14 protein-coding genes and 2 pseudogenes are annotated in these 23126 nt (G+C 69.5%); 6 read left to right on the forward strand and 10 right to left on the reverse strand.

Features of this window, described 5'->3' with window-relative positions; genetic code table 11:
- Positions 1-123: 123 nt before the first annotated feature.
- A pseudogene (locus tag KUM03_RS39205) lies at positions 124-483 on the reverse strand (polymorphic toxin-type HINT domain-containing protein); the annotation flags it as partial.
- Between the two features lie 20 nt (positions 484-503).
- On the opposite strand from KUM03_RS39205, the gene KUM03_RS38290 reads away from it, so the two are divergent.
- From KUM03_RS38290 to KUM03_RS39015, 3 genes are read left to right on the forward strand one after another with little or no spacing between them, the layout of a single operon-like run.
- Positions 504-1118, forward strand: a complete 615-nt coding sequence (locus tag KUM03_RS38290) for a hypothetical protein (protein WP_254399256.1) — start codon at positions 504-506, stop codon at positions 1116-1118.
- A gap of 21 nt (positions 1119-1139) precedes the next feature.
- Positions 1140-1493: a hypothetical protein gene (locus KUM03_RS38295; RefSeq protein ID WP_254399257.1), complete on the forward strand. Its 354-nt coding sequence runs from the start codon at positions 1140-1142 to the stop codon at positions 1491-1493.
- 52 nt (positions 1494-1545) lie between these two features.
- On the forward strand, positions 1546-2142 hold the full coding sequence (locus tag KUM03_RS39015; RefSeq protein WP_308406313.1) for a replication initiator: 597 nt from the start codon (positions 1546-1548) through the stop codon (positions 2140-2142).
- Here KUM03_RS39015 and KUM03_RS12945 read toward each other — a convergent pair.
- The 8 genes and pseudogenes from KUM03_RS12945 to KUM03_RS12980 form a co-directional block, all read right to left on the reverse strand.
- Positions 2036-2374 (reverse strand): hypothetical protein, encoded by a 339-nt coding sequence (locus tag KUM03_RS12945; RefSeq protein WP_217247193.1) that lies wholly within the window; start codon positions 2372-2374, stop codon positions 2036-2038. The genes KUM03_RS39015 and KUM03_RS12945 overlap by 107 nt on opposite strands.
- Complete coding sequence (locus KUM03_RS12950) at positions 2374-9237, reverse strand: polymorphic toxin-type HINT domain-containing protein (protein ID WP_217247194.1); 6864 nt, start codon at positions 9235-9237, stop codon at positions 2374-2376. Before KUM03_RS12950 ends, KUM03_RS12945 begins: the two co-directional genes overlap by 1 nt.
- 98 nt (positions 9238-9335) lie before the next feature.
- On the reverse strand, positions 9336-12986 hold the full coding sequence (locus KUM03_RS12955) for a LamG domain-containing protein (RefSeq protein WP_217247195.1): 3651 nt from the start codon (positions 12984-12986) through the stop codon (positions 9336-9338).
- 8 nt (positions 12987-12994) lie between these two features.
- Positions 12995-14509, reverse strand: a complete 1515-nt coding sequence (locus tag KUM03_RS12960) for a VCBS repeat-containing protein (protein WP_308406314.1) — start codon at positions 14507-14509, stop codon at positions 12995-12997.
- A 1108-nt stretch (positions 14510-15617) separates the two neighbouring features.
- Positions 15618-15974 carry a hypothetical protein gene (locus KUM03_RS12965; protein ID WP_217247197.1) on the reverse strand — a complete coding sequence of 119 codons (357 nt, stop codon included), beginning with the start codon at positions 15972-15974 and terminating at the stop codon, positions 15618-15620.
- A 183-nt stretch (positions 15975-16157) separates the two neighbouring features.
- Positions 16158-16856 carry a glycerophosphodiester phosphodiesterase gene (locus KUM03_RS12970; RefSeq protein WP_217247198.1) on the reverse strand — a complete coding sequence of 233 codons (699 nt, stop codon included), beginning with the start codon at positions 16854-16856 and terminating at the stop codon, positions 16158-16160.
- A gap of 332 nt (positions 16857-17188) precedes the next feature.
- Positions 17189-17440, reverse strand: a pseudogene (locus tag KUM03_RS12975) (transposase); the annotation flags it as partial.
- Positions 17441-17446: 6 nt separating this feature from the next.
- Positions 17447-18082 carry a TetR/AcrR family transcriptional regulator gene (locus KUM03_RS12980; RefSeq protein ID WP_217247199.1) on the reverse strand — a complete coding sequence of 212 codons (636 nt, stop codon included), beginning with the start codon at positions 18080-18082 and terminating at the stop codon, positions 17447-17449.
- Between the two features lie 152 nt (positions 18083-18234).
- On the opposite strand from KUM03_RS12980, the gene KUM03_RS12985 reads away from it, so the two are divergent.
- From KUM03_RS12985 to KUM03_RS12995, 3 genes are all read left to right on the forward strand, one after another.
- Positions 18235-19941, forward strand: coding sequence for a PHP domain-containing protein (locus tag KUM03_RS12985; protein ID WP_217247200.1), 1707 nt, complete (start codon positions 18235-18237; stop codon positions 19939-19941).
- Positions 19938-20465 carry a hypothetical protein gene (locus tag KUM03_RS12990; RefSeq protein WP_217247201.1) on the forward strand — a complete coding sequence of 176 codons (528 nt, stop codon included), beginning with the start codon at positions 19938-19940 and terminating at the stop codon, positions 20463-20465. Before KUM03_RS12985 ends, KUM03_RS12990 begins: the two co-directional genes overlap by 4 nt.
- Positions 20466-20582: 117 nt before the next feature.
- The gene (locus tag KUM03_RS12995) at positions 20583-21851 is read left to right on the forward strand and encodes an MFS transporter (RefSeq protein ID WP_217247211.1); all 1269 of its coding nucleotides are present in this window, start codon (positions 20583-20585) and stop codon (positions 21849-21851) included.
- Positions 21852-21868: 17 nt separating this feature from the next.
- Here KUM03_RS12995 and KUM03_RS13000 read toward each other — a convergent pair whose 3' ends face one another.
- Positions 21869-23125, reverse strand: coding sequence for an FAD-binding protein (locus KUM03_RS13000; RefSeq protein ID WP_217247202.1), 1257 nt, complete (start codon positions 23123-23125; stop codon positions 21869-21871).
- Position 23126 lies beyond the last annotated feature (1 nt).

Genomic DNA, 23126 nt, shown 5'->3' on the forward strand with positions numbered 1-23126 from the left:
CATCTTCTGGATCTTCGCCTTGCTTGTTGTATTGAACTTGCTCTTGTGCTGGTAATTCGGGTCGCTCGTGTTCACGTGGCGGTTCCAGATGTGATCCCATCACCCCTTTGAGATCGGAACCGTACAGGTCGAGTTGTGAACGAGAATCGGTGTTTCGTCTGCCAGGGCGAAATAGGTGTGCAGGTCCTCGACAGTGAGGTTGTAGGTGCGATCATGCTGCTCGAAGGGCCGGTTCTCGGTGACGAGTATCGTGTGGCCCTCGTCGTCGAGCAACGTCATGCCCGCCGTGAGCCGGCCGGCCTACACCCAGCGCTTCTCGGACGGAGACCAGAAGGGGTATTCATGAGTTGCCGTCAGCTTCTCGACACCGCTCTCGGTGACGATCAGGCGCGTCACTTCACGAGTGCCCCGTTCGCTGGACTCGGGGGCAGCGGCCAGAACCTCGTCGCCGAGATCGAGGTCCTCTATTTCCCATCGTCGTCCAGTGAGCGGAGCGCCACGGCGTGAAGGTCGCCCAACGCCTCGCGGACGCACAGGACTTCTCCGACGAGGTGCAACGGCGACTGCGACCGGCCAACATGACGGACACGTACGCGAAGGCGTGGAGGGTCTGGACGCGATTCTGTGAGGCGCAGGAGTACCCCGAACTGGATGCCACATGCAGCGCGTTGGTGGCGTTCGTCGTGTGGCTGCTTGACCGGGGCTGTGTGGACGGGAAGGGCTACGCCGCGTCGCCGGCGAGCACGATCCTCGTCGGCGCGGTCGTGGAGCTGCGCCGCCGAGGCGCGGAGGTGAGCCGGGACGACCAGGGGCAGGCCCGGGCGACGCTGGAGGCGGCAGCCGTGGAACTGCTGGCGGCGGGGGAGCGGCGCGGCCGGGGCCAGGCCGCCGCGGCCGAGGTCCCCGACCTGTACCGGGTGGCGAGGGCCTGCCCCGGCACCCTCGCCGGCGCCCGTGACAAGGCGCTCGTCCTGACCGGCTTCCACTACGCCTCGCGCACCCAGGACCCCGCCGGCCTCCTCGCCGGGGACGTGGCCCTCACCCCGCGCGGCCTGGTCGTGTCGGTACTCACCGGCAAGACCAAGCACTGCGTCCGCGACGCGAAGATCAACTACTAACAGGAGCCGGCAGTCTGCCCGGTGGAGGCGTGGAAGGCGTACCGGATCCGCCTCGCAGCCGACGCCCCGCCGCGCTGGTCGGTGCCGACCGCCCCCGCGTTCGTCGGCGTCGACCGGCACGGCAACGTCACCGGCGGCATGGTCTCCGACTCCGTCACCCGGGCCGTGAAGCGCATCAGCGCCCGCGCCGGGGGTCCCGCTCGCCTGGACCGGCCACTCCCTCCGCATCGGCCTCGCCAAACCGCCCGCCGCAGGGGCAAGGACGCCGTGGCCATCGCCGACCAGGGCGGATGGGCCCGGCACTCCCGCTCCATGAACGGCTACTTCCAGCGGGTCGACGGCTGGGAGGACAACGCCACCGCCGGCCGCACCTGACCGCCGGACTGACGACAGGGACCCCGCCGCAGTCGGCAGACTCCCTCAACGCTTGCTCCACAAGGTCGCCCGCTTCTCGTACGCCAAGGTCGCCGAGTACCAGCAGCACGGACTGGTCCACTTTCCCGCCGTGATCCGCCTCGACGGCCCCGCAGGCCCCTACACCTCGCCGCCCGCCTGGACCAGGCCCGATCTTCTCGTCGATGCCCTCGGGATCGCGGCGATCCGCGCCACATCGACGGGCCCGAGGTCAACGGCCGCGCTCGCTCCTTCGCCTTCGGCGAGCAGGTCGACACAAGGGTTCATCCGGTCCTCCGCCTTCCAAGGAACTCCTCGGCCACGCCCACATCGGCGTCACCGCCGGCGTCTACGTCCACGTCCGACTCAGCCTCCCACGCCAAGCCATCGACACCCTCGGGGACGTGCTGCACGAGGGCGACGCCCCCGAAGAGCCGTCGCCATCGGCGAGCATCGTCCGCTGACGTTGCCGTCACAACTCCGGTGGGATCCTCCAAAACTTCCTGGAGGATCCCGCCGCTATGTCATGCATCGCCCTCAGAAAGGATCACAATGGCAAGAATTCTTTCACAGCACTCCTCGCCATAAAGCATCACTTCCATTTTCCCGGCCTGTAGGTGTATTAGCTTGATCTCGCTCGACTCTGCACTGCGGAACGCAGACAATAATTCATCTACCAGCCGCACGGCAGCTCCGTCATCACGAACCTTCGCCCTTCTGAGGCGATGCTCGAAGATTCGAATCAGTGACTCCCTGGCGACCGCGCTCTCGTGAAGAACGGTCGCACCGTACTCGTCAACCGAAGAGGCGAACTGGCACATTCCCAGGCGACGCGCCTCAGCGGCGATGAAACCTGCATCCATCAGCCTGCCCCCGGTAGATGCCATGGACCTCGGTTGATGCTGATCTCAGCACCGTCGATGACCCCTTCCACCAAAAGCTCACTCTCGCCGTAAATATCTTGCGGACCCTTGATTAGGCGATCCTGTATATCCGCTCGACGGTGACGCATGACGATCCCGGGGCCATTCCCTAGTTCCGCAGCGTCCAAAGCCACGCCTTCGTAATCGTCCGTCCACGACGTGAATGGACTGTCGAGGTTGCCGCCATTGTGTGAAGCAGCGTCAGCATCTCCACCTCGCGGCACCGCTCGCCCTTCGAGGGCATCGTCATACTTCGAGTGGCCCCAATCGATTCCGCGGTATACATGTTCCCCAGTCTCTCCACAGTTATGGACAAGGACGGGCACGGCCCCCGCCAGCACATAGTACGTGTGGACGTCACTGACGGTCAGGTTGTGTACGGTCTCCGACTCCGCTGTCCAGCGCTTGAGCGCGGTGACCTTGACGTAGGTGCCGGCGCTGGTCTTCAGCCACTGGCCCGACTGCAGGTCGGTGGCGTCGATCCACCTGCCGAGTTCCTCGACCCAGAAGGGGTGACCGTCGGTCGCGGTGACTGATGCGGTCTTGGTCCCCTTGTCTCCGTCGATGTCGATGGTGACACGGACCAGGTGCTTGACGCCCTCTCCCTTGATCTTGGCGGTTACTGTTTGAACAGTGGTCTTTCCTGTTTCCGGGTCAGTTGCGACAACCTCGTCTCCGACGTCGACGTCCTTGATTTCCTTGGTTGTACCGTCAGCCATCAAGACGAGGGTGCCGGGTGTGAAGCTGTTGCCGACCTTGCAGGCTTTCTGAGCGAGTCGGCTACTCTGCCACCACTCACCGACAGCGTCGATGAGTTTGCTACCCAGGGCCCACAGCTTCTTTCCGAGCTCGACACCCTTGGCCCAATTCCAGGGAAAGCCGTATTTGAGCGCCAGTTTTCCGACGACGCCGCCTACGAGGCTGGTGACGACGTTGACCGCGGTGGCGGCGCAGGCGCCGAGCGAGCCGGTGGTGAAGCAGTCGAGTGCGTCGGTGATGCCGAGTTCGTCGGCGATGATCTGGGATATTTCCTTGGCGACGGCTATTGCTCGGCGTTTGGCCGCGCTGGCCTGGTCCTTCGCTGCTTGCTGCTGGCGCTTCTTGATCGCGGGGGCGGAGTCGTACCCGAGGGCTTTGCTGAGGGTCCAGCCGGCGGCGGCCGCGTTCTGCGACAGCTTGGGCGGTCCCATCTCCTGCCCCGGAGTTGTGTTCTCGCACTGGGGGCACGGCCGTGTGTTGCAGTCGATGAAGGGGCACAGGCCTGTGGGGTCGGCATGTGTGGCGGGGTTGTTGTTGCCGTAGTTGTAGCCGTTGATCTGCTGGGGGTTGGTGAGGTTCATCACCGGGTCGAGGGAGATGAACCGTCCGCTGGACGGGTCGTACTCGCGTGCGCCGAGGTGGACGAGTCCGGTGGTCTGGTCGTTGGTGCCGCCGACGAAGCCCTTGTCGTTGACCCAGGAGGAGGGGTTGGCCGCGGTCTGGTCGCGGGCGACGCCGAATGAGTCCATGCGTCGGCGCTGGGTGGTGCCGTCGGTGGAGGCGATGGCGAGCTGGGCGGTTCCCTGGTGGTCGCCGGCCAGGTAGGTGACGCCGTCGGTGGTGCGCTGGGCGATCGTCTGACCGCCGAAGGAGTAGTAGCGCGTGGCCTGGATGGTCTTGCTGGCCTTGTCCAGGCGGAGTTCCATGCCCGGCAGGTAGAGGGTCTTGTCCTGGGTGGTGTCGCGGAGCAGGCGTGCGCCGCCCGCGGCGTAGATGAACTTGGTGGTGGTGCCGTCGGCTTCTTCGACCTGAGTGAGGTCGTTCTGTTTGTCCCAGGTGAGGGTTTGTGTGTCTCCGCCGATGACCCGGCTGGTGGTGTTGCCGGTCTTGTCGTAGGTGTAGGTGTCTTGTGCGGTAACGGCGGGGGTGGTGCTGGTGGCTTCGGTCTGGGTGACCGTCTTGGTGAGCTGGTGGGGGCCGGCGTCGCCCTCGCCGTAGGTGTAGGCGGCGGTGGAGGTGGGTTTGCCGGCGATGCCATGGCGGGTGATGCCGGTGCGGTTGCCGGTGACGTCGTAGGTGTAGGTGTTCCAGTAGGGGGAGACGCCGCCGACGTTGGAGGCGGTGGGTGTGGCGGTGCAGGCCGCGTCGCGGGTGCCGGTGCCGGATGCTCCGTTGGGGGTGCTGGCGGAGGTCCAGGCCTCGGTCATGCGTCCGAGTGCGTCGTAGGTGAGGCACTGGGCGTCGTTGGGGCCGCCGGCCGGTCGGTCGGCGATGGAGCGGACGTTGCCGGCGTCGTCGTATCCGTAGGTGGTGTCCAGAGCGGGCGAGGCGGCGTTCTCGACGCGGACGCTCTGGCGGAGGAGGCGTTCGGTGCCGCGTTCGTAGCGGAAGTCGAGCCAGGTTTTGCGGTCGGTGGAGCGGCCGCTCCAGAGTTCGACGCCTTCCAGGTGGCTGGTGGGTGAGTAGACCGCGTCGGCGACGTAGGTGGTGGAGCCGTCCAGGGAGGTGCCCATGCCGACGGGGCGCTGGAGGTCGTCGTATTGGAAGGAGACGCTTTCGCCGGGGAGTCCGCCGGCGGCGGGGTAGCTCTGGGCGAGGATGGTGCCGTCCTGGTTGTAGCCGGTGTTGAACTCGTAGGTGCCGCCGAGTTCGGGTTCGGCTGTCTTGGAGATGGTGTACCGGGTGACTTCGGGCTGGTACATCGGGTCGAGCGAGGGGTACAGCACGGAGCTGTAGACGGCGCCGTTGCGGTAGGTGTACTGGCCGTAGAGCTTGCCCTTGGCGATGGTGTCGTACTTGGTCAGGGTGAGGCGGGTGCCGGTGTCCGCGGGTCCCTGCCAGGTGCCGGTCGGGCGGCCGATGGCGTCGTAGGTGGTGGTGGTCGTGTAGCCGCGGGAGTCGGTGACGGCTGTCTGGCGGTCGAGGTCGTCGTAGGCGACCGTGGAGCGGTCGGCGTCGGGGTCGGTGCTGGCGATCTGGCGGCCGCGCTGGTCGTATTCGTAGCTCCAGCTGTTGCCGGCCTGGTCGGTGACCTTCTTGAGCTGGCCGGATGGTGTGTAGGTGTACTTGGTGGAGATGTAGTCCTCGGCGGTGCCGGTCGGCCGCGGGGCATCGCTCTTGTAGTGGCGCAGTTCGACCGTGCGGTCGCGGACGTCGGTGATGGTGGTGGTCGGCGTCTGCCCGTTGGGTGGGTCGACGTGGACGCGGTCGCCGCCGTAGGTGTAGGTGGTGCGGTTCTCCTCGATGTTGCCGACCTTGAAGATGGTGGCGGTGGTGCGGCCGGCACCGTCGTACTCGGTCACCGTCTGGGCGTCGACGTCGGAGTTGTCGGGCTGGAACAGGCTGGTGGCCGGGTCGCCGGTCGTGTAGTAGGTGTCGTTGGTCTTCACGAGACGGCCGGAGCCGTCGTAGTAGGTGTCGGCGATGAGGCGTCCGCCGTCGGGGCCCTCGGTCTGGATCTGGCGGGGCCGCAGGAGTCCGTCGTAGAGCTGGTACTCGCTGCCGTAGGTGGTGCCGCTCTTCTCGATCTTTTCGGTGCGGACGTAGGACGGCCCGTCCTTGCGGACTGCGTAGGTGTACTTGATGGACGGGCTGAAGTCGGCGGCCTTCGGGCGGTCGGGCATCCAGACGGAGGTCAGGCGGCCCAGGGCGTCGTAGGCGAGGTCGGTGCGCTTGCCGTTCATGTCGGTCTGCGCGGCCGGCTGTCCCCATTGGGGCGCGTACTCGGTGGTGGTCGTCCAGCCGAGGGGGTTGGTGTCTTCCTTCTTGGTGGCCAGCCCGTAGGTGTCGGTGTATTCGCTGGTCGTCGTCTTGCCGTCGGCGTCCGTCACGGTCAGGGGGCGGCCGTAGGCGTCGTAGGTGGCGCGGCTGACGGTCTGGTAGGTGGCGGTGGTGCCGTTGTGGGAGGCGAGGCGCTTGACGGTGGTCGGGTCGCCCTTGGTCGGGGCGGCGCCGACGGTGGTCGTGCCGTCGTAGAGGGTGATGTCGTCCGAGACGACGTCCTTGGAGCGGTCAGGGGTGGCGGGGCAGTCGACGGCGAGTGTCTCGACCCGGGCGATGAGGCTGTAGATGTGCCGGTCCGGGTTGTCCGCGTACTGGGTGGTGGTGCACTTGTTGTCGGCCACGCCGGTTTCGCCGTAGTCGGCGGTTTTCACGAGGCGGCCCGTGGAGTCGTAGGTGTTCTGGGAGGCTGACTGGCGCCAGCCGCCGGCGGCGAGGGCTTCGTAGGAGTCGGTGCGCAGGCTGCGGACGTAGCGGGCGGTCCGGGTTCCCCAGCTCTCGGTGTTGGTTGCGGTGACCTTGTTCCACACCGTGCTGATCGACTTCTCGGTCACGGTGTCACCGTTGTAGGTGAGCGTTTCGAGTTCGAAGCCGGATTTCCAGTCGTCGTCGCTGTGGGTCTTGCCCTGGGAGTCGGTGACGGTGGAGGTGCGTGTTCCGCCGCTGGCGGTGGCGTCGCCGTCCAGGCCCTGGAAGTAGATGTGCTCGGTGCGGGTGTTGGAGGGGTTGTTGGTGCCGTCGGAGGTCTGGACGCGGACGCGCTGGTAGCCGCGCCAGTCGCTCCAGGTCAGGTCGTCGGGGTCGGCGAGGCCGTCGGGCTTCGCTTTGCGCCAGCCGGCGTCACCCAGGTAGGTGTACGAGGTGATCTGGTCGGGGTTGCCGCCGATGAGGTCCTGCTCGGTCACGGACGAGACGACGTACTTGTGGAACCAGTCCGTGATCGGGTCCTCTTCACCCGGTGGGCTCCACTTGACCGGGTAGCAGCGCACCTTCGACGAGCCGGGCGTGGGCAGGTTCGTCGGGCTGCACTGGGGGGTGGCGTAGTCGACGGACAGGACGCCGCCGGACTCGGTTTCCACGGCGGTCAGCCGGAAGCGGACGAAGGGCTGGATGTTGTCGTCCGGCTTGTCGACGCGGTTGGCGAGTTGCAGGCCGTGGAGTTTCACGGACGGCACGGAGATGTCTGTGCCGGTCAGGCCCTTGTGGTCGATCTGGCTGAGCCACAGGGACTTGGAGCCGTCCCCGTTGTCGGTGAACAGGTGGCCCAGGGTCCAGGAGTCGACGTCCTGGTAGGTGGTGTCACCGGTGCGGATCTGAGTGGTGATCTTGTCGAGTTGCTTGCGGGTCCAGAAAGTCGGTGAGTTCTGGCCGGGGCACTTGCTGTTCGCCTTGCAGTTGCGGTCCCAGGGCACGTCGGGCCAGTCCGCGGCGGTGGCGTCGGTGAGGTCGCCGGGCTGGCAGTCGGTGAGGTCGCCGATGCAGCGCTCGGAGGTGGTGAAGTTGATCCGTGCTGCGGGCTTGCTGTCGTAGACGGTGCCGGCGCGCTGGCCGTAGTCGATGCGCTTGAGGTAGCCGCCGCGGATGTAGGGCTTGCCGTTTTCTGTAGTTTCCAGGCCCTGTGTGTAGTAGTTGGTCTCGGTGCCGTAGAAGTACGAGATCTGATTGCCGTGCCGGTCGATGACGGCGTCCAGGTTCCAGCGCCAGGCTTGGTTGCAGTAGGCGTCGGCGAGGGTGGCCTTGTAGCAGGGTTCGCCGGAGTCGTCGCCGTAGACGGGGACGGTCCAGGCCGAGTTGGTGGATTCGTCACCGTCGGCCCAGCCGGCCAGGTGGTTGAGGCCGAAGAAGAACTGGGTGCCGTCGGTGTCGGTGACCTTCCAGTACTCGCCGTCGGCGTCACCGTTGCTCGCGCCCGTCAGCTTCTCGATCTTCGAGAAGTCGTCGGAGCTGATGCGCCACTGGCCGGTCTTGTCGTCCTTGATCAGTTCACCGGAGGCGCCGCCGGCGATGGAGATGGTGGCGTTGTCGGTGCCCCAGCACTGGTCGCCGTTGGTGTCGTCGTGGCCGTCGTCGGCGCAGGCCTTGTAGCGGCGTTCGATGAAGCCCGGCTCGTAGGAGAATCCCTGCCCGATCCAGGAGCCCTGGTTGTTGGTCGTGGACGTCTGACCGTCGATGCTCTGGGAGTTGTAGCTGAGCCCCACCTGGGGAACGAGTCCGCCCGGGACGGGCGGCGTGGTGATGGGGTAGGACCAGGTGAAGGCGCCTGAGGAGTTGGACACGCTCCACTTCGAGGACGGGGCCAGGGAGGTCGCGGTATAGCTGCCTTGCGCGCCGGAGTCTCCTGCGGTCGCCGCGAGGACGGTGAGCGGTGCGCTGGTGTCGGCGCCTGCGGTGTCGGCCTTGACCTGGGGGGTGGCGGTGAGGGTGTGGGTTTGGGTGTCGTTGACCGATTCCAGCGGGACCGGCTTGGTGCAGGCGGTCTTTTCCGGGGTGGTCAGGACGCATGCCGGGTACTGCACCAGGCGGAGGCGGGACGCGTAGTCGCCGCCATAGGCGGCGGCGAACGGCGCGTAGTCCACGGACACCTTCACGGTGCCCGCTTTGCGCTGCCCGTCCGCGCGGGCCACGGTCATCAGGGTTCCCTCGACCCCGGCTCGCTCGGCCTTCTTGCGGTCTTCGACAGCCACTTCGACGGCCGTCGGGCTTGATGCGCCTGCCTCCGCGACGCGGATCGGGAGTTTCCCGGCCCGCTTCGCCTCGGCGCCCACCGCGACCTTCGCTCGGCCCGCGGCCGGCCACGCGTGCTCGTCCGCCTCGGTGACGGCTGCTTTACGGGCCGGGTCCGCCTTCTTGTACCGCTCGGGCTTGAGGTTCTTCCCGTCCACCGGGTGATCGAGGTCCGTCTGCGTGGGCAGCCGGTCCAGTCCTGCGGCCTTGGCGTCCGCGGGCAGCGGGCTGAACTGGGGCAGCAGTGTCACGGTGAGGGCCAGGCCCAGGGTGGCGGCGACGCGTCTGGCGGCGCTGAGTCTCCAGGATGTTGGGCGCATGACAGCTCCAGGTGAGCAGGGGGGCGCGGGCACGCCGCGGACGTGGGGATCGGCAGGGTGGGGCGCCCGGCGGTGGCCGGACGCCCCACCAAGGGAGGTCAGGTCGCCACGTCCGGCTCCCCGATGCTCGAGCCGGCGGGCAGGCGGCTCACCTGCGCGACGGCGCTGGTGTCCAGGTCGCCGGCGAAGACGCGTAGCTCGTCGAGGGCGCCGGCGAAGTAGGCGCCGGCCGAGGTGCCGTCCAGGGAGCGTCCGACCTGCAGGGACGTGGTGGTGAAGTCCCAGGTGTTGTCCCAGGCCGTTGTGGCGGCGAGGGTGCCGTTGACGTAGAGCCGGACGTCGCCGAACACCGCCGAGTAGACCAGGGCCAGGTGGTCACCCTTGCCTTCGCTGCTGGGCAGGGCGCCGGTGGCGATGGTCGTCGTGGACGTGGCGGAGGTTCCCGCCGCGTCCGTGGTGACCATGGCCCAGCGCTGTTCCGATGCCAGGTACTTGACCGTGACGGCGCTGTTGCCGGTGCCGGACAGGGAAAGCACCGTCTGGTCGCGGGTCGGTAGGGCGGCGGCGAGCCGTGCCCGGCCCGTGAGTGTGAAGCCGTCCTGTTGTGCGAGCAGGCCGGCGGCGCGGGTCGCATACGCGTCTGTGCCGTTGAGCTGGAGGTGTCCGTCGCCCCACAGGGGCTCGGCCGGGAGGGTGCACTCCGGGTCGAGGGCGGGGTCGCAGGAGTCGTCGGGCAGGTAGATAGCGGCCTGGCCGCCCAGCGTCAGTCCGGTGCCGCCGTGTGCGTCCGGGGAGACACCGGCCGTCGCGCTGTCGACCTGCCAGTACGCCAGCTGGCGGACGGGGACTCCGCCGAGGCTGAGTCCTTCGGCCTCGGTGATCACGCGGTTGTAGAGCTTGACGTCCGCGATGCCGCCCTGAAGGTGGTTGGTGTACCCGTCCAGGGCGATCTTCCGGCCGATCTGGAGGGCTCCGTCCGCGCTCCAGACGGTGTGGCGTGCCTTGCCGGCCTTCTCGATCAGGTCGCCGTTGACGAACAGGCTCATGTTGCCCGTGACGTCGTCGTAGACACCGATGAGATGGGTCCAGGTGCCGGGTACGGCCTTGGCGCCGGACACCGTCCAGCTGCCCATGGTCTGCATGTCGGAGACGGGGATGGAGAAGGTCCACGACTGGGTGTCCGCGTCGTAGCCCAGGTCGAAGCCCGGCTGGGCGACGCCGTCCTGGCTGACGACCGTGACGTCACGGTCCGGTTGCTCGGCGAGGTTGACCCAGGCGCTGACCGAGAACGTCGTGCTGGTGTCCACGACCGGCGCGCCCGCGTCCAGGTAGGCGCCGTCCGAGCCGTCCAGGGCCACGGCGGTGTCCGCGCCGCCCAGAGGTCCGGTGCGGCCGAAGGTCACGCCGTCTCCGGCGGCCGCGGCCGGCGTGCCGCTGGTGCCGACCGCCTCGGACGAACCGGCGGCATCGCCCAGGGTCCATCCGGCTGTGGGTGCGCGTCCGTCTCCGACGTTGAACGAGTAGGTCGTCGGCGTCTTCTGCGCGTTGCCCGCGTCGTCCACCGCCAGGACGTCCACGAACATCGGACCCTCGTCCGGCGGCATCCAGGTCGTGCTTGCCGGGCCGCCGAGCTTGGCGGCGTTCACGTACTTCCAGCCCTCACCCTTGAACCGGTACCGGTAGGAGGCCACGTCCGTGGACGACGAGTCGAAGGTGAAGGTGCCGTAGTCTCCGACGCCCGCGTGCCACTGTTCGTCGTCGGGATAGCGGTCGGAGGTGACGGCCGGCGCTTTGGGGACGGTTGCGTCGTAGATGAATTCGCAGCGGGTGGCGTCGCCGTTCAGGGCCCAGGGCCCGTACGAGGTTCCGTCGTGACCGCGGACCGTCCAGCCGATCACCGTGTTCTGCGGAATGGTGAAGCCCGCCTGACCGTCCCCGGACAGGTCCGATCCCACGGTGTAGGTGAAGGTCGCCACACCCGTCTGGTCACTCCACGAGCTGTCCACCGTGCTCTTGGCCGCGGTGGTCGCATAGTGGTTGTACGTCTTGCCTCCTGCGGTCCACCACACCCAGAACTGAGCCTTCAGCCGCTCCGAGTTCCCGCCGGTGTCTCCGTGGTCGTAATCCCTGATCACGGCAGTGAGCCGCGGTGTGCTGGACACGTAGTGGTCCGTGGCGCGCCCGTACTCGCAGTTCCCTCCGGGCGCCATCCGCAGATCGCCCATGGGCGACTGCGCGGGCGGCCGGTTGTAGGTGACCTCCAGGTTGGCGTTTCCGCAGAACCGCTTCCAGTACGAGTAGTCGCTCTCGTTTCCGGCGGCCAGCCGGAACGTCGTGGTGTCCCAGCCGTAGGTTGAGGCCTTCTGCAGCGTGCTCTTGACGTTGAACCGCACGTTCTGGTTCGTGCTCGTGCAGGAGCCGGCCGGGTTGGTCGGGGACTGCGAGGCTAGGTTCTCCTTCAAGGAAGGCTGGTTGCCCCAGTTGGTGCCGGAGTTGATGGCGCTCGCTCCGCTGGAGTTGACCCGGCCCAGCCGTACAGTCCGGCCGCTGTCGCTGTAGGTGTGCACCATCGTCACGGCGAATTCCGCCGCGAGGATGTCCTTGTCCTCGAAGGCGCCGGTGGGCAGTGCGAAGAACTGCCGCTTGACGTCGTTGCTCGAGGAGCACCGGAACGACACGTTGGCCGGGCAGCGGCCCACACCCTCGTCGTCGCCGAACTTCCAGAACTCGCTGGAGGAGTGGTACGAGGACACCATGGTCCAGGCGGAACGATTCGCCGTCTTGACGACCGGGTCGATGTACACCGGGTAGGTGGTCTCGCTGCCGGTCAGCAGGTCGGTGTCCGGCTCCAGGGCCAGCACGCCGCCGGACACGTCCACGGCCACGTCGGCCACCTGCGCGCCGTCCGGTGGAGTGGTGTCCGCACTGGGCGAGTCGTCGGCGGTCAGGCTTTGTGCCCTGAGCCCGGCCGTGTCGGTCTCGCCTGCGGGGCGGCTCGAGTCCCACATCAGCGGCTTCGGTGCCTCGAAGACCACCCCGGAGCCCGAGGCGTCTCGTGCTTCAACCGCCCCGGACTGCGTCTCCGTCAGATCCAGGCTCCGGGTGCGCACCGGCAGTTCGAGGCGCGTCAGTTCGGGGTTGGCCGCTGCCTCGGCGTCCTTGACCACCAGGATGTGCGAGAAGCCTTCGGCGTCCGCGTGCAGGCGCAGGTCCACGCCGGGCAGTACGTTCGCGTAGGTGGCGGTCTCTCCCTCGACATGCGGCTCGGGCAGGTCGCCCGGCCAGGACAGGGCCAGTTCCCGGCCGTCCTTCTCGATCCGGGCGAACGTCTGGTCGCCGCCGCCGGAGAACGACATGGTGCTGACCGCGGCCTTGGGCGCCCAGCTCCCGTCGGGGCGGCGCTCCAGTGTGGTGTCGATCGCCTGCCAGGCACCGTTCTTGCGGGTACGGACCGGCTGGACGGATTCCGTCTGGGTGAACGTGCCGTCGGGGTTGGCCACCGTCGTGCTGCGCTCGGAGCGCAGGTCCAGCACTTCCACGCTGTTGCCGGTGGAGGCTGCCTTGCGCTGGGCCGTCTGCGTGTCGGGGGCGGCCGACGGGCTCTTGTGGTCGACAGCTTGGGCAGGGGCCGGTTCCGCGGAACCGATCGGCACCACGCCGAGCCCCGTGGCCAGGACCGCGGAGATCACCGCCGTGGTCAGAGCTCGGCGGGAGCGGTTGCGTCTGCCCGGTGTTGGTATCGACGTCATTGTGCCGTTCACCCGACTATGCCGAAGGAGGTGCCGGTGTCGGGGATGCCGCCCGCGCCCGGTCGGTACAGGGTCGCCGTGCCTGTGCCGGCGTCCGCCGCGCTCCAGGTGAGGGAGTAGAGGGCGCCCTTGCTGGTCGCCGGTTCCTTGCTGTACGGGACACCCACGTACAGTGTGTTGGGGCCGGACCGCAGGCTGGTGCCCAGGTAGTCCCTGGCGGTGGCGACTCCGGGCAGCAGGCTTCCCGAAGCCGCGCGGGAAAGGAGGGTGTCCGAGGAGCCGAGTGCGGTGTCCAAGGGCTGGAAGATCTGGACGGCGCCGGCGTCCTTGGCAGTCCCGACGTCGCGGCCGGGGATGCCGACGGCCAGGCGGGCGGTCGCGGCCCCGGTCACCACCGAGGCGTCCGTGTTCGCGAGCGTCACCCGCTGGCCGAAGAAGTCACTCGCGGCAGGCTCGCCGTCGACATCCGGCACCGTGGCGTCGATGGTCGCCACCGTGCTGACAGCGCCGGTCGGCTGAACGCGTACCACGGACACCATGCCTGCGCTGGGAACCTCCCCGATGGACTCCCCCGGGATGCCGATCGCCAGCATTGCGTCGGAGTTGTAGCTCTGGTCCGCAGGACGGTAGTTGTCCATGCTCACCGATGTGCCGAACTGGTCGCCGGCCTCCGCGGTACCGGGCATACCGTCGCTGGCCCCCGCCTGGTCCAGCCCGGCCAGCGGCTTCGGGCAGCCGCTGGCCAGCGTGTGACTGAAGACCGTCACCATGCCGGCGAACTGCTGGGGCCCGATGGCCTCACCGGGACTGCCCGCCGCGAAGTAGCGGTGCGTACCGGTCAGTGACGCACCCATCCGGTCGTAGGCCTCGACGGCACCGGGCACGCTGGGCGTGTCCTGTGTGATGCCGCACACGGTCGAGCCCTGCAGGTACTCGACCGCACCTGCGTCCGCCCGCACGGCGTTGTCCACCTTCAGATCCTCACCGGGCACGCCGATGGCGAGCCAGGGCCGGCCGGACGCGACTGTCCCGGACGCCAGCGAGTAGCCGAACAGGTCGTTGGCCTCGGTCACAGCTCCAGCGTTGATCACGTGCTGTGTCCAGTTGTCGATGCGCGCGCCCTCGGCTCCGAGCCCGACCGCGGAGCCGTGGTAGACGTACACCGCACCGGCGTCGAGCTGGTTCACGCCGTCGACGGCCACGTCCTCGTACGGCACGCCCACGACCAGGTCCGCGCAGGCGTCACCGTCTGCGTCGTACACCGCCCACGAGAAGCCGAACTGGTCCCCACGCTCCGGAGCGGCGGCGTCGTAGGGCAGCGCCTGCGATATCTCCGCAGTGCCCTTGCCTCCGCCGTAGATCACACGGACCAGTCCAGCCTGGGGCGCTCCGTCGACCGTCGCCTGCGGGTCGGCGACGACCAGATCGAACAGACCGTCGCCGTTGAAGTCCTGGCCGGCGTCCGCACACGCCTCTGCCGCCGCCGGCACGGAGACCGGCTGGGCGTGAGCACCACCAGGCACAGCGACCGCGATCACCGCCATCCCAATCAAGGCGCCGAACGCCCTGCCAGTTACGCGCACACCCCACCCCGAGACCATCAGATTCACAGAAATTCCGCACTCGTCACATCATGTGCACGAGGCATAACTGACCGGAGCGTAATGATCATGCACACGGCACGCAAGATCGATTCAAGCCGCCAGCGTCGTTTTTCAGCCATTAAGAAGTGCGTGATCCATCAGATTTCCGCCACGAGGACACAATCCGCACCCTCGCCTGACCACCAGCAGTGACAGCTGCGGCCTCAGGAAACGGCATCGGGCGTCTCACCGACCGTGCGGCCGCAGCCCGACGATTCCCCGCTTGCCGGCGGCGGTCGCACGTGACCGGTGTGCGGTGCCGGCAGGATGCAGGGCATGCTCGCCGGGACCGCGCGCGGTTCTCCGCAGGCGCATACGACGCCTCCTGCGAGATCGCCCGTCGGATCGGCCGAGTCCGTCGAGCATCTGGCTGCGGACCGGGAGCGGGGTCTGGACGCGCATGGCGGGCGCGGGCCGCATGGATTTCTCCGGCCCGATGCCGGCTGCGGCCATCTAGGTCTTCTTGTCGATCCGCCGGGTGAGACGCATGGCGTCGAGGTGGAGGTCCCTGACCGTCTCGGTGCGGAAGGCGGCGAGCCGAGCGACGCGGGCGCGGGCGTCCTCGGTCATGGCGACGTCGAAGATGAGGCCCTACTCAGCACCCAGCGCAGTCCAAGGAAACGGTGTGCTGCGCGCGGCCGATCATCGCCGCGATCTCGACGCGGCCTCGGTCTTCGCCATGGAGGCAGGTGATCTCGGCGCGCTCTTCGTCAGTGACCTGGCGCATGTCCTTGCGTACGGGCCACAGGGTCACCTCCGCCAAGCGCGCGAACGCCCGGCTGCGGGGACGTGGTCACGTCCGGGCCGGCCAGTGATGTCCGGTCAGACCTTGCATGGCTGCAGACGGCACGCGCTGCGGAATCCTGACCGAAGACGAGGCGCGGCGCGGATGGGGGGCGACCTTGCTGGCAGCGCCGGTGGAGCCGAGCGGGACGCCCTCTTCGTACCGCTACGACTTCCACTGCCACTGCCTGTCGGCAGCACCCCCTCACGGCCTGAGCCGGTTGCGTTGCACGTCGAAGCAGACCAGCCCCATGGACTGCGCCACGGCTGCTGCGTATGCCGATGCCTCCTCGGCCATGCTCCACCGCATGGGGAAGTGGATCAGCGGCCCGCTGGCCTCTCGGATCAGCGGGCCCGTCGACCAGGGCGAAGTGTCCTCCTCGTCCTCCGTGACGTCACACCACCGCTCAAGGAGCGCGCTTGCGTAGGCCCTGATGCGTTCGGACGGAGGCAGCGCCAACTCGCCGTCGAGGTAACGGTCACGGAGGCTGTCGAAGACCCGGCCGGCGGTCCTGTCGTCCGCTGGCCTTTCTCCTTCCCAGACAGCCAAGTCGTAGCTCATGCCCCGCAGGCTCTCACGGCGCGGTGCCCAGAAGAGCCTCGGCCGGGAGGCCGCACGCGCCGCCACCTGAGACGATGAGCCTCAACCGTCCTCGCGGTGCCGCGCTGCCTGGATCGGCGTCACACTGATGTGCCCCGCCGTGGTTCGCGGGCGAGATGCGTCAGTGCTGTGCCCCAGGATCAACTACTGTCGCGTCGGCTCGACCCTGCACGCCGTACGAGCCCACCTCTTATAAGGGGCGATTCGGTCAGTGAGGACTGCGTCGACACCCGCAGACTTCGCCGTTTCCCAGTTCGCCGTCCACACGTACACACGCAGCCCCGCCGCGTGCCAGTTTTCAACGGCTTCCGGAGTGGCCAAGAAGCGAGAAACGTTCAAGGAAGTGCCGTACCGGGCAGCCTCCGCGCCGCTGATTTCCGTCTTCTCGTGCGTGAGCGCGGTGCGAAGCTCGGGTGCCGCCTGGCGTACGGCATCGACCGCTGCCCGGTTGAAGCTGTGCACGATGACATACTCAGCGGTCCCGGTACTACGGATGGCTGCCAGCAGCGACTGCACCTGCGCGGGCGTCGGTGTCGGCTTCAGTTCGACCATCCCCGTCATCCGCTGCTCAGCCACGTAGCGCAGCGCCTCCTCAAGCGTGGGAACGGGCTGTCCCCTCTTGGTGCGCAGCAGCCGGACTTCCGCGGCGGTCATGTCGGAGATCGCTCCGTGCCCCGTTGCGGTGCGGTCGACCGTCGAGTCGTGCGAGAGGACCGGCACCCCGTCACTCGTCCACCACACATCGAACTCCACGCCCGCCGCGCCGGCGCCCACGGCGTCCCGGAGGCCCTTCAGGGTGTTCTCATCCTCTGGGGTGCCGCGATGCCCGATCACCTCCGGCACGACGCAGCTCGGCCGGGCCGTAGCCTCCGCAGCGGCCCCGGCCGGAGCTGTCTGTTCCGCGCCAGGACCCGAACAGGCACTTGCCACAAGGGCCGCAAAAGGCCATAAGAGTCGCTATTCGAACCGGCTTTCGCTCTGTCACCAGAAGAGGGTAACGGCACTCTTGTCGCGCGCATGAAGAGCCCCTCGGTTCATTCTGGCCCGTTGCCCCAGAGGGCTTCCTCGTACTCGCCAGCGGCAGGAGTTCCATGCGCATCACCCGCACCGCCCGCGCTTACAAGGTGCCCGGCTCCGCCCGGACCGTCCCCGCCGAGCCATGTACGGAGAGTACGCAGCTGCACCGAGCGCAGGGTGTGCGGCATGGTCCGGGCGGCGTCCGCGATCACTGTGGCGTCCTTCGCGTCGGTCTTCGCCTCGCCCGGGTAGAGGTCGGCGATCCGGCGCATGGACAGGCCGGGCAGGTAGGCGACCTTGCAGCCGGCGTCCCGGGCGACGGCCAGGGGCGGAGCTCCGGTGGAGGCGGGCTGGTCCACGATCACCAGTACGGTGCCGACCTTCGTGGCCAGTTTGTCCATGTCGGCACGCCAAGATCAACAAGGTGGGCGAACGGGACCCGCGATCGCCCCGCCCGGCCCCTGGCCGTCGGCCCCGGCTCGTCCCCCGCCCGGCCAGTGCGTCAGCGCCACGTGCAGTGCCTCGACCGCCTTGTCCCAGGACGCCCGCACGTCGCGCGGGGCGCCGAAGCCGCCGGTGGCCTCCAGGGCGCAGTAGCCGTGGAAGGTGCTGCGCAGCAGGCGTACGGCGTCCGTGAGGTCGGGCTCGGTGAGGCCGTAAGCGCGGAGCATGCCGTGGGTGATCTCGGCGGTGCGGCGCAGGGCGGGGGAGCCGGCGACCAGGGACTGGTCGACGCGGATCTGGGTCGCCGCGTAGCGGCCGGGGTGGCGCAGGGCGTAGGAGCGGTAGGCGCCCGCGAAGGCGGCCAGCGCCTCCTTGCCGGCCCGCCCGGCCACCGCCGCCGCGATGTCGTCGATCAGCTCGCCGCCGGCCAGCAGCGCGACCCGGACGCGCAGGTCCTGGAGGTTCCGCACGTGCGTGTACAGGCTCGCGTCCTTCACCCCGAAGTGCCGGGCGAGCGCGGAGACGGTGACGTTCTCGAATCCGGACGCGTCGGCCAGGTCGGCGGCGGCCGCGACCACGCGGTCGGTGGTAAGACCCGCTCGCGGCATGCGGCACCTTCTCTGCTTCCTAGAGCTCCTAGGTTTCATGCTAGGGCAGGCGTGGTGGCACGCGAGGCTCACCTTCAAGTCGTTCAACGTTCATCTTCTGCCTCGATTCTCCTCGGAGCCGCGCACGGCGGCGGTATCCAGGAGGGGCTTCCATGGGGCACACGCACGGCCATCACCACCACGGCCACGCACACACGCACGATCACGACCACGAGGCCGCACCGGCCCTTCCCGCCGCCTTCGACGCGTCCGTCCCCGACGAGGCCCTCAGCCCCGAACAGCAGTCCCGCCGAGGCCTGTTGCGCCGCGCCGGACTGCTCGGCGCCGGACTGGCCGCCGGCACCGTCCTCACCCAGACCGCCACCACCGCCCCCGCGCAGGCCGCGAGCCACGGCCGCCGCAGGAAGGGCTTCCTCTGGCTGGCCGGCGACCACCACATCCACACCCAGTACAGCAGCGACGGCAAGTACCGCGTCGTCGACCAGGTCCGCCAGGGCGCCCGGCACGGCATGGACTGGCTGGTCATCACCGACCACGGCAGCGTCACCCACGCCAAGATCGGCGTGGAGAAGGTCAACCCGGACATCCGCGAGGCCCGCGACGCCCACGAGGACACCCTCGTCTTCCAGGGCCTGGAGTGGAACATCCCGGCCGCCGAGCACGGCACCGTCTTCGTCCACCCCGGCCGTCACGAGGTCTCCGTCCTCAAGCAGTTCGAGACCGGCTACGACGGCGGCGTGAAGGGCGCGGGTGACTCCACGCCCGCCAACGAGGCCCTCGCCGTGGCCGGGCTCTCCTTCCTCGCCGAGCAGGTCAAGCGGCGCAAGGTCAAGGACGCCCTGATGCTCGCCAACCACCCGGCGCGCAAGGGCATCGACTCCCCGCACGAGATCCGCGCCTGGCGCGACGCCACCTCCCGCCACCACCAGATCGCCGTCGGCTTCGAGGGCGCCCCCGGCCACCAGGCCGCCGGCCTCCCGGAGCCGCTCGGCATGGGCCGCGCCCGCGGCATCTACGACGGCAGCCCCGGCGCCAACAGCTTCCCCGGCTACCCGCTGGAGAGCTACCGCACCTGGGGCGGCTTCGACTGGATGACCGCCACCGTCGGCGGCCTGTGGGACAGCCTCATCGCCGAGGGCCGCCCCTGGTGGATCACCGCCAACTCCGACTCCCACCAGGTGTACGCCGACACCGCCGCCCGCGGCGGCGGAGACTTCAACGCCAACGGCCGCTACGACGACCCGGTCTACGCCGGGCAGATCGACGTCACCCAGGGCGACTTCTGGCCCGGCCAGTACAGCCGCACCCACGTCGGCTCCGACGGCTTCTCCTACGCCGCCGTCATGGACGGCATCCGCGCCGGCCGCATCTGGGTCGACCACGGGCAGCTCATCAGCGGCCTCGACGTCCGCGTCTTGGGCGGCGGCCGCTGGGCCACCCTCGGCGGCGCACTGCACGTCCGCAAGGGCACCCGCGTCACCCTGTCCATGGACGTCGCCCTCGCCGGCGGCCCCAACTGGGCCGGGTTCACCCCGAAGCTGGCCCGCGTCGACGTCATCCAGGGCGACGTGACCGGCCCGGTCGCCGACCAGGACACCTTCACCGCGCCGACCGCCCGCGTCGTCAAGTCGTACGAGGTGAACAAGGACACCGGCACCGTCCGCCTCACCTACGACCTCGGCCGCGTCGACCGCCCCGTCTACCTCCGCACCCGCGGCACCGACGGCAACCGCTCCGCCGTCGGCGCGCTGGGCGCCAAGGTCGACCCGGCGGGCCCCGCCATCGACGTCGTCGGCGACGCGGACCCGTGGCGCGACCTGTGGTTCTACTCCAACCCGGTGTGGATCCTGCCGTCATGACACCGCCCGCCGCCACGCCGCACGCCATCGGCATCGACACCGGCGCGACGACGCTGCGCGAGGCCGACCACCTGCTCCAGGCGCTCGCCGCCGAACTCGGCCTCCCGGAGGGCGTCTTCGGCTGCACGCACCTGGTGCGGGACGGCCGCCCGCGTGTCGCCCTGTCGCTGGCCGCCGAGGGGGAGCCGGTCCTGCGCGCCGCCCGGGACCGGCTCACGGAGCAGGGGTACGAGGTCCGCGACGGCGCCTGGGACGCCGTCGGCCGGGCCGTTCTCTACCCGGGCGCGGACGCGCTGACCGGCACGGTGATCGTCGCCGAGCTGCTGGCCCGCTCCGCGATCGACCGCGTGACGGTACTGGGCACGCCGGGTGAACCGGCCCCGGACACACGGCTGGTGACCCGGGACCACGTGCGCCCGCAGTGGCAGGGCGGCCGCCTCGTCCTGTCCGCCATGCCCGCCGTGGGCGGCACGCTCGTACCGTTCGAGGACCCGGACCCGACACCGTGCTGCGCGGACCACTGACGGTTCCGTAACCGTGGTGCGCGGAGCACGACGGCTCCGTAAGGTGGGCGCGGACCTGGCAGCGGGCGGCGGGGGAGGCGACCGGAAATTGGGGTGGCGGCGGACGGCGACGGCCCGGTGACCCACGAGGCACGGGACACGGGGCGAGCGGCCGGGCGTTCCCCCGGGGAGAGCCGCCCGCTGTGGCGGCAACGGGACTTCGGCGTCTTCTGGGCCGCGCAGACCCTCTCCGTCCTCGGCGACTCCTTCGCGCTGATCGCCCTGCCGCTGCTGGTGCTGGAGGCGACCGGGTCGATCGCGCGGATGGGGCTGCTGACGGCCGTCGGCGGCGCCGCCGCGGTCCTCGCGGCCGTGTTCGCCGGGACCGTGGTCGACCGGGTGGACCGTCGCAGGCTGCTCATCGGCTGCGACCTCCTGCGGATGGTCCTGTACGGGCTGGTCCCCCTGGTGTGGTTGCTCGGCCCGCAGGTCTGGCTCCTCTACGCCGTCCTGCCGCTGTGCGAGGCCGTCGGCATGTTCTTCGCCGTCGGCTACGTCACCGTCGTGCGCTCCCTGGTCGGCACCGAACAGCTCACCGAGGCCAACGGACGCCTCAACGCCACCGCCGCCGCGGCCGGTGTCCTCGGGCCGCTGTGCGCGGGCGTGGTGGCCGCCTGGTCCGGCCCGGCCGCCGCCGTCGGCGTGGACGCGGCCAGCTTCGGCGTCTCGGCCGCCCTCGTCGCCCTCGTCCGCTTCCGGCCCCGCCCGGCCGACGACCGGCCCGAGGACAAGGGGGAGCGCCCCGGGCTGCGCCAAGACCTGCGCACCGGCGTGGCGTTCCTCTACCGGCACCCGGTGCTGCGCGCGCTCACCGTCCTGCTGTGCTGCTTCAGCTTCCTCACCCTCGGCCTCAACGACCTGATCATCTATCACCTCAAGCACGACCTCGGCCACGACGACGGCACGGTCGGCACCGTCATGGCGGTCGGCGCCCTCGGCACCATCACCGGCGCGCTGCTGGTGGCCCGGGTGCGCCGCCGGCTGGGCTTCGGCCCGACCTGGACCGGCGCGGTCGCCGTGTGCGGGCTGGCGTTCGCGGGGATGGGCCGGGCCACCGACGTCGCCACCGTCGCCCTGCTGAGCGCCGCCTTCCTGGCCTGCGTCGGCATGGCGGGCACCTGCTCGATGTCCCTGCGCCAGGAAGTGACCCCCGAGCACCTGCTCGGGCGCGTCACCTCCGCCTTCTGGACCTTGCAGTACTCGGTCGCACCCGTCGGCGCGGCCGTCCTCACCTGGGCGGCGGAGCGGCGCGGCACCACTCCGGTCGCCCTGGCGGCCGGCGCCTGCTGCGTCCTCATCGCCGCCGCCGCGCTCTTCACACCCGTACGCCGGGCCGGACGGACCTGAGCGCCGCCGGGGCGGACTCAGCCGGCCAGCACCCCGCGCACGAACGCGTTGGTGAACTTCCCCGCCGGGTCGAGAGCCCGCGTCAGCGCACGGAAGTCGTCCAGCCGCGGGTAGAGCGCGCGCAGTTCGCCGGCCGGGGTCGTGAACACCTTCCCCCAGTGCGGACGGGCCGCGAACGGGGCCAGCGCCTCCTCCAGCCGCCGCACCACCGGCAGCACCGCCGCCGTGTCCTCGACCCAGGTGAAGTGCGCGGCCACGGTGTCCCGCCCGTAGGAAGGGCTCAGCCACTGCCCGTCGGCGGCGACCGTGCGGATCTCACAGGTCTGCAGCACCGGCGCGATCACCTCCCGTATCGCGTCCATCGCGCGCAGGGCGGCCAGGGCGTGCTCGCGCGGCATCAGGTACTCCGACTGGAGCTCGGCGCCGCTGCTGGGCGTGAACTCGGCCCGGAAGTGCGGCAGCCGCTCGTGCCAGGGCCCCGGCACACCGAACTGCTCCGTGCAGTTGACCGCGGGCATGCCCGGCACCGGGTGCATCTTCTCGGCGGCCGGAGCGGCGTACGGGAAGCCGGGCAGCGGCCGGTCGGTGCGCCGCTTCAGCCACACCTGCCGGAAGCCGGGCGCCCGCCAGTCCGTGAACAGGCTCACGCTGTACGCCGCCGACATCACCGCCTCGAACGTCGCCGCGTCCAGACCCTCCAGCGGCAGCTCGGTGAAGACGTGCTGCTCCACCTCGTAGGCCGGCTCCAGGTCGAGCGTGAGCGCCGTCACGACGCCCAGCGCGCCGAGCGAGGTCACCGCGCCCCCGAACCGTTCGTCGCCGCGCGCCACGGTCACCGTCGAGCCGTCCGCCGTCACCAACTCCACCTCGCGCACGGACGAGGAGAGCGGCCCGTTGCCGACCCCCGAACCGTGCGTGCCGGTCGCCACCGACCCGGCGACCGAGATATGCGGCAGCGACGCCATGTTCGCCAGCGCCAGCCCCCGCCCGTGCACCACCCGGGCCAGCTCCGCGTACCGGACACCGCCGCCCACCCGCACCGTGCGGGCCGCCGAGTCGACGTCCACCTCCGACGGCAGGTCCGCCAGCGACAGCAGGACCCCCTCGGTGCCCGGCTCAGCGATCTCGTTGAAGGAGTGCCCGCTGCCCAGCACCCGCACCCGCGCGCTGTCCGCCACCAGGGCCCGCAGCGAGGCCAGGGTGTGCGGCCGGAGCAATTCCTTGGCCGTGTAGGTGATGTTGCCGGCCCAGTTGGTCACGGTGATGTCGGTCATA

The organism is Streptomyces sp. AC602_WCS936 (assembly GCF_019049125.1).
Taxonomy (GTDB): Bacteria; Actinomycetota; Actinomycetes; order Streptomycetales; family Streptomycetaceae; genus Streptomyces.

Excerpts from the sequence above, each read along its gene's own strand:
- KUM03_RS12965 (WP_217247197.1), bottom strand. The coding sequence starts at position 15,974 with ATGAGCTACGACTTGGCTGTCTGGGAAGGAGAAAGGCCAGCGGACGAC.
- KUM03_RS12985 (WP_217247200.1), top strand. The coding sequence starts at position 18,235 with ATGGGGCACACGCACGGCCATCACCACCACGGCCACGCACACACGCAC.
- KUM03_RS12980 (WP_217247199.1), bottom strand. The coding sequence starts at position 18,082 with ATGCCGCGAGCGGGTCTTACCACCGACCGCGTGGTCGCGGCCGCCGCC.
- KUM03_RS12990 (WP_217247201.1), top strand. The coding sequence starts at position 19,938 with ATGACACCGCCCGCCGCCACGCCGCACGCCATCGGCATCGACACCGGC.
- KUM03_RS12945 (WP_217247193.1), bottom strand. The coding sequence starts at position 2,374 with ATGGATGCAGGTTTCATCGCCGCTGAGGCGCGTCGCCTGGGAATGTGC.
- KUM03_RS12955 (WP_217247195.1), bottom strand. The coding sequence starts at position 12,986 with ATGACGTCGATACCAACACCGGGCAGACGCAACCGCTCCCGCCGAGCT.
- KUM03_RS12950 (WP_217247194.1), bottom strand. The coding sequence starts at position 9,237 with ATGCGCCCAACATCCTGGAGACTCAGCGCCGCCAGACGCGTCGCCGCC.
- KUM03_RS13000 (WP_217247202.1), bottom strand. The coding sequence starts at position 23,125 with ATGACCGACATCACCGTGACCAACTGGGCCGGCAACATCACCTACACG.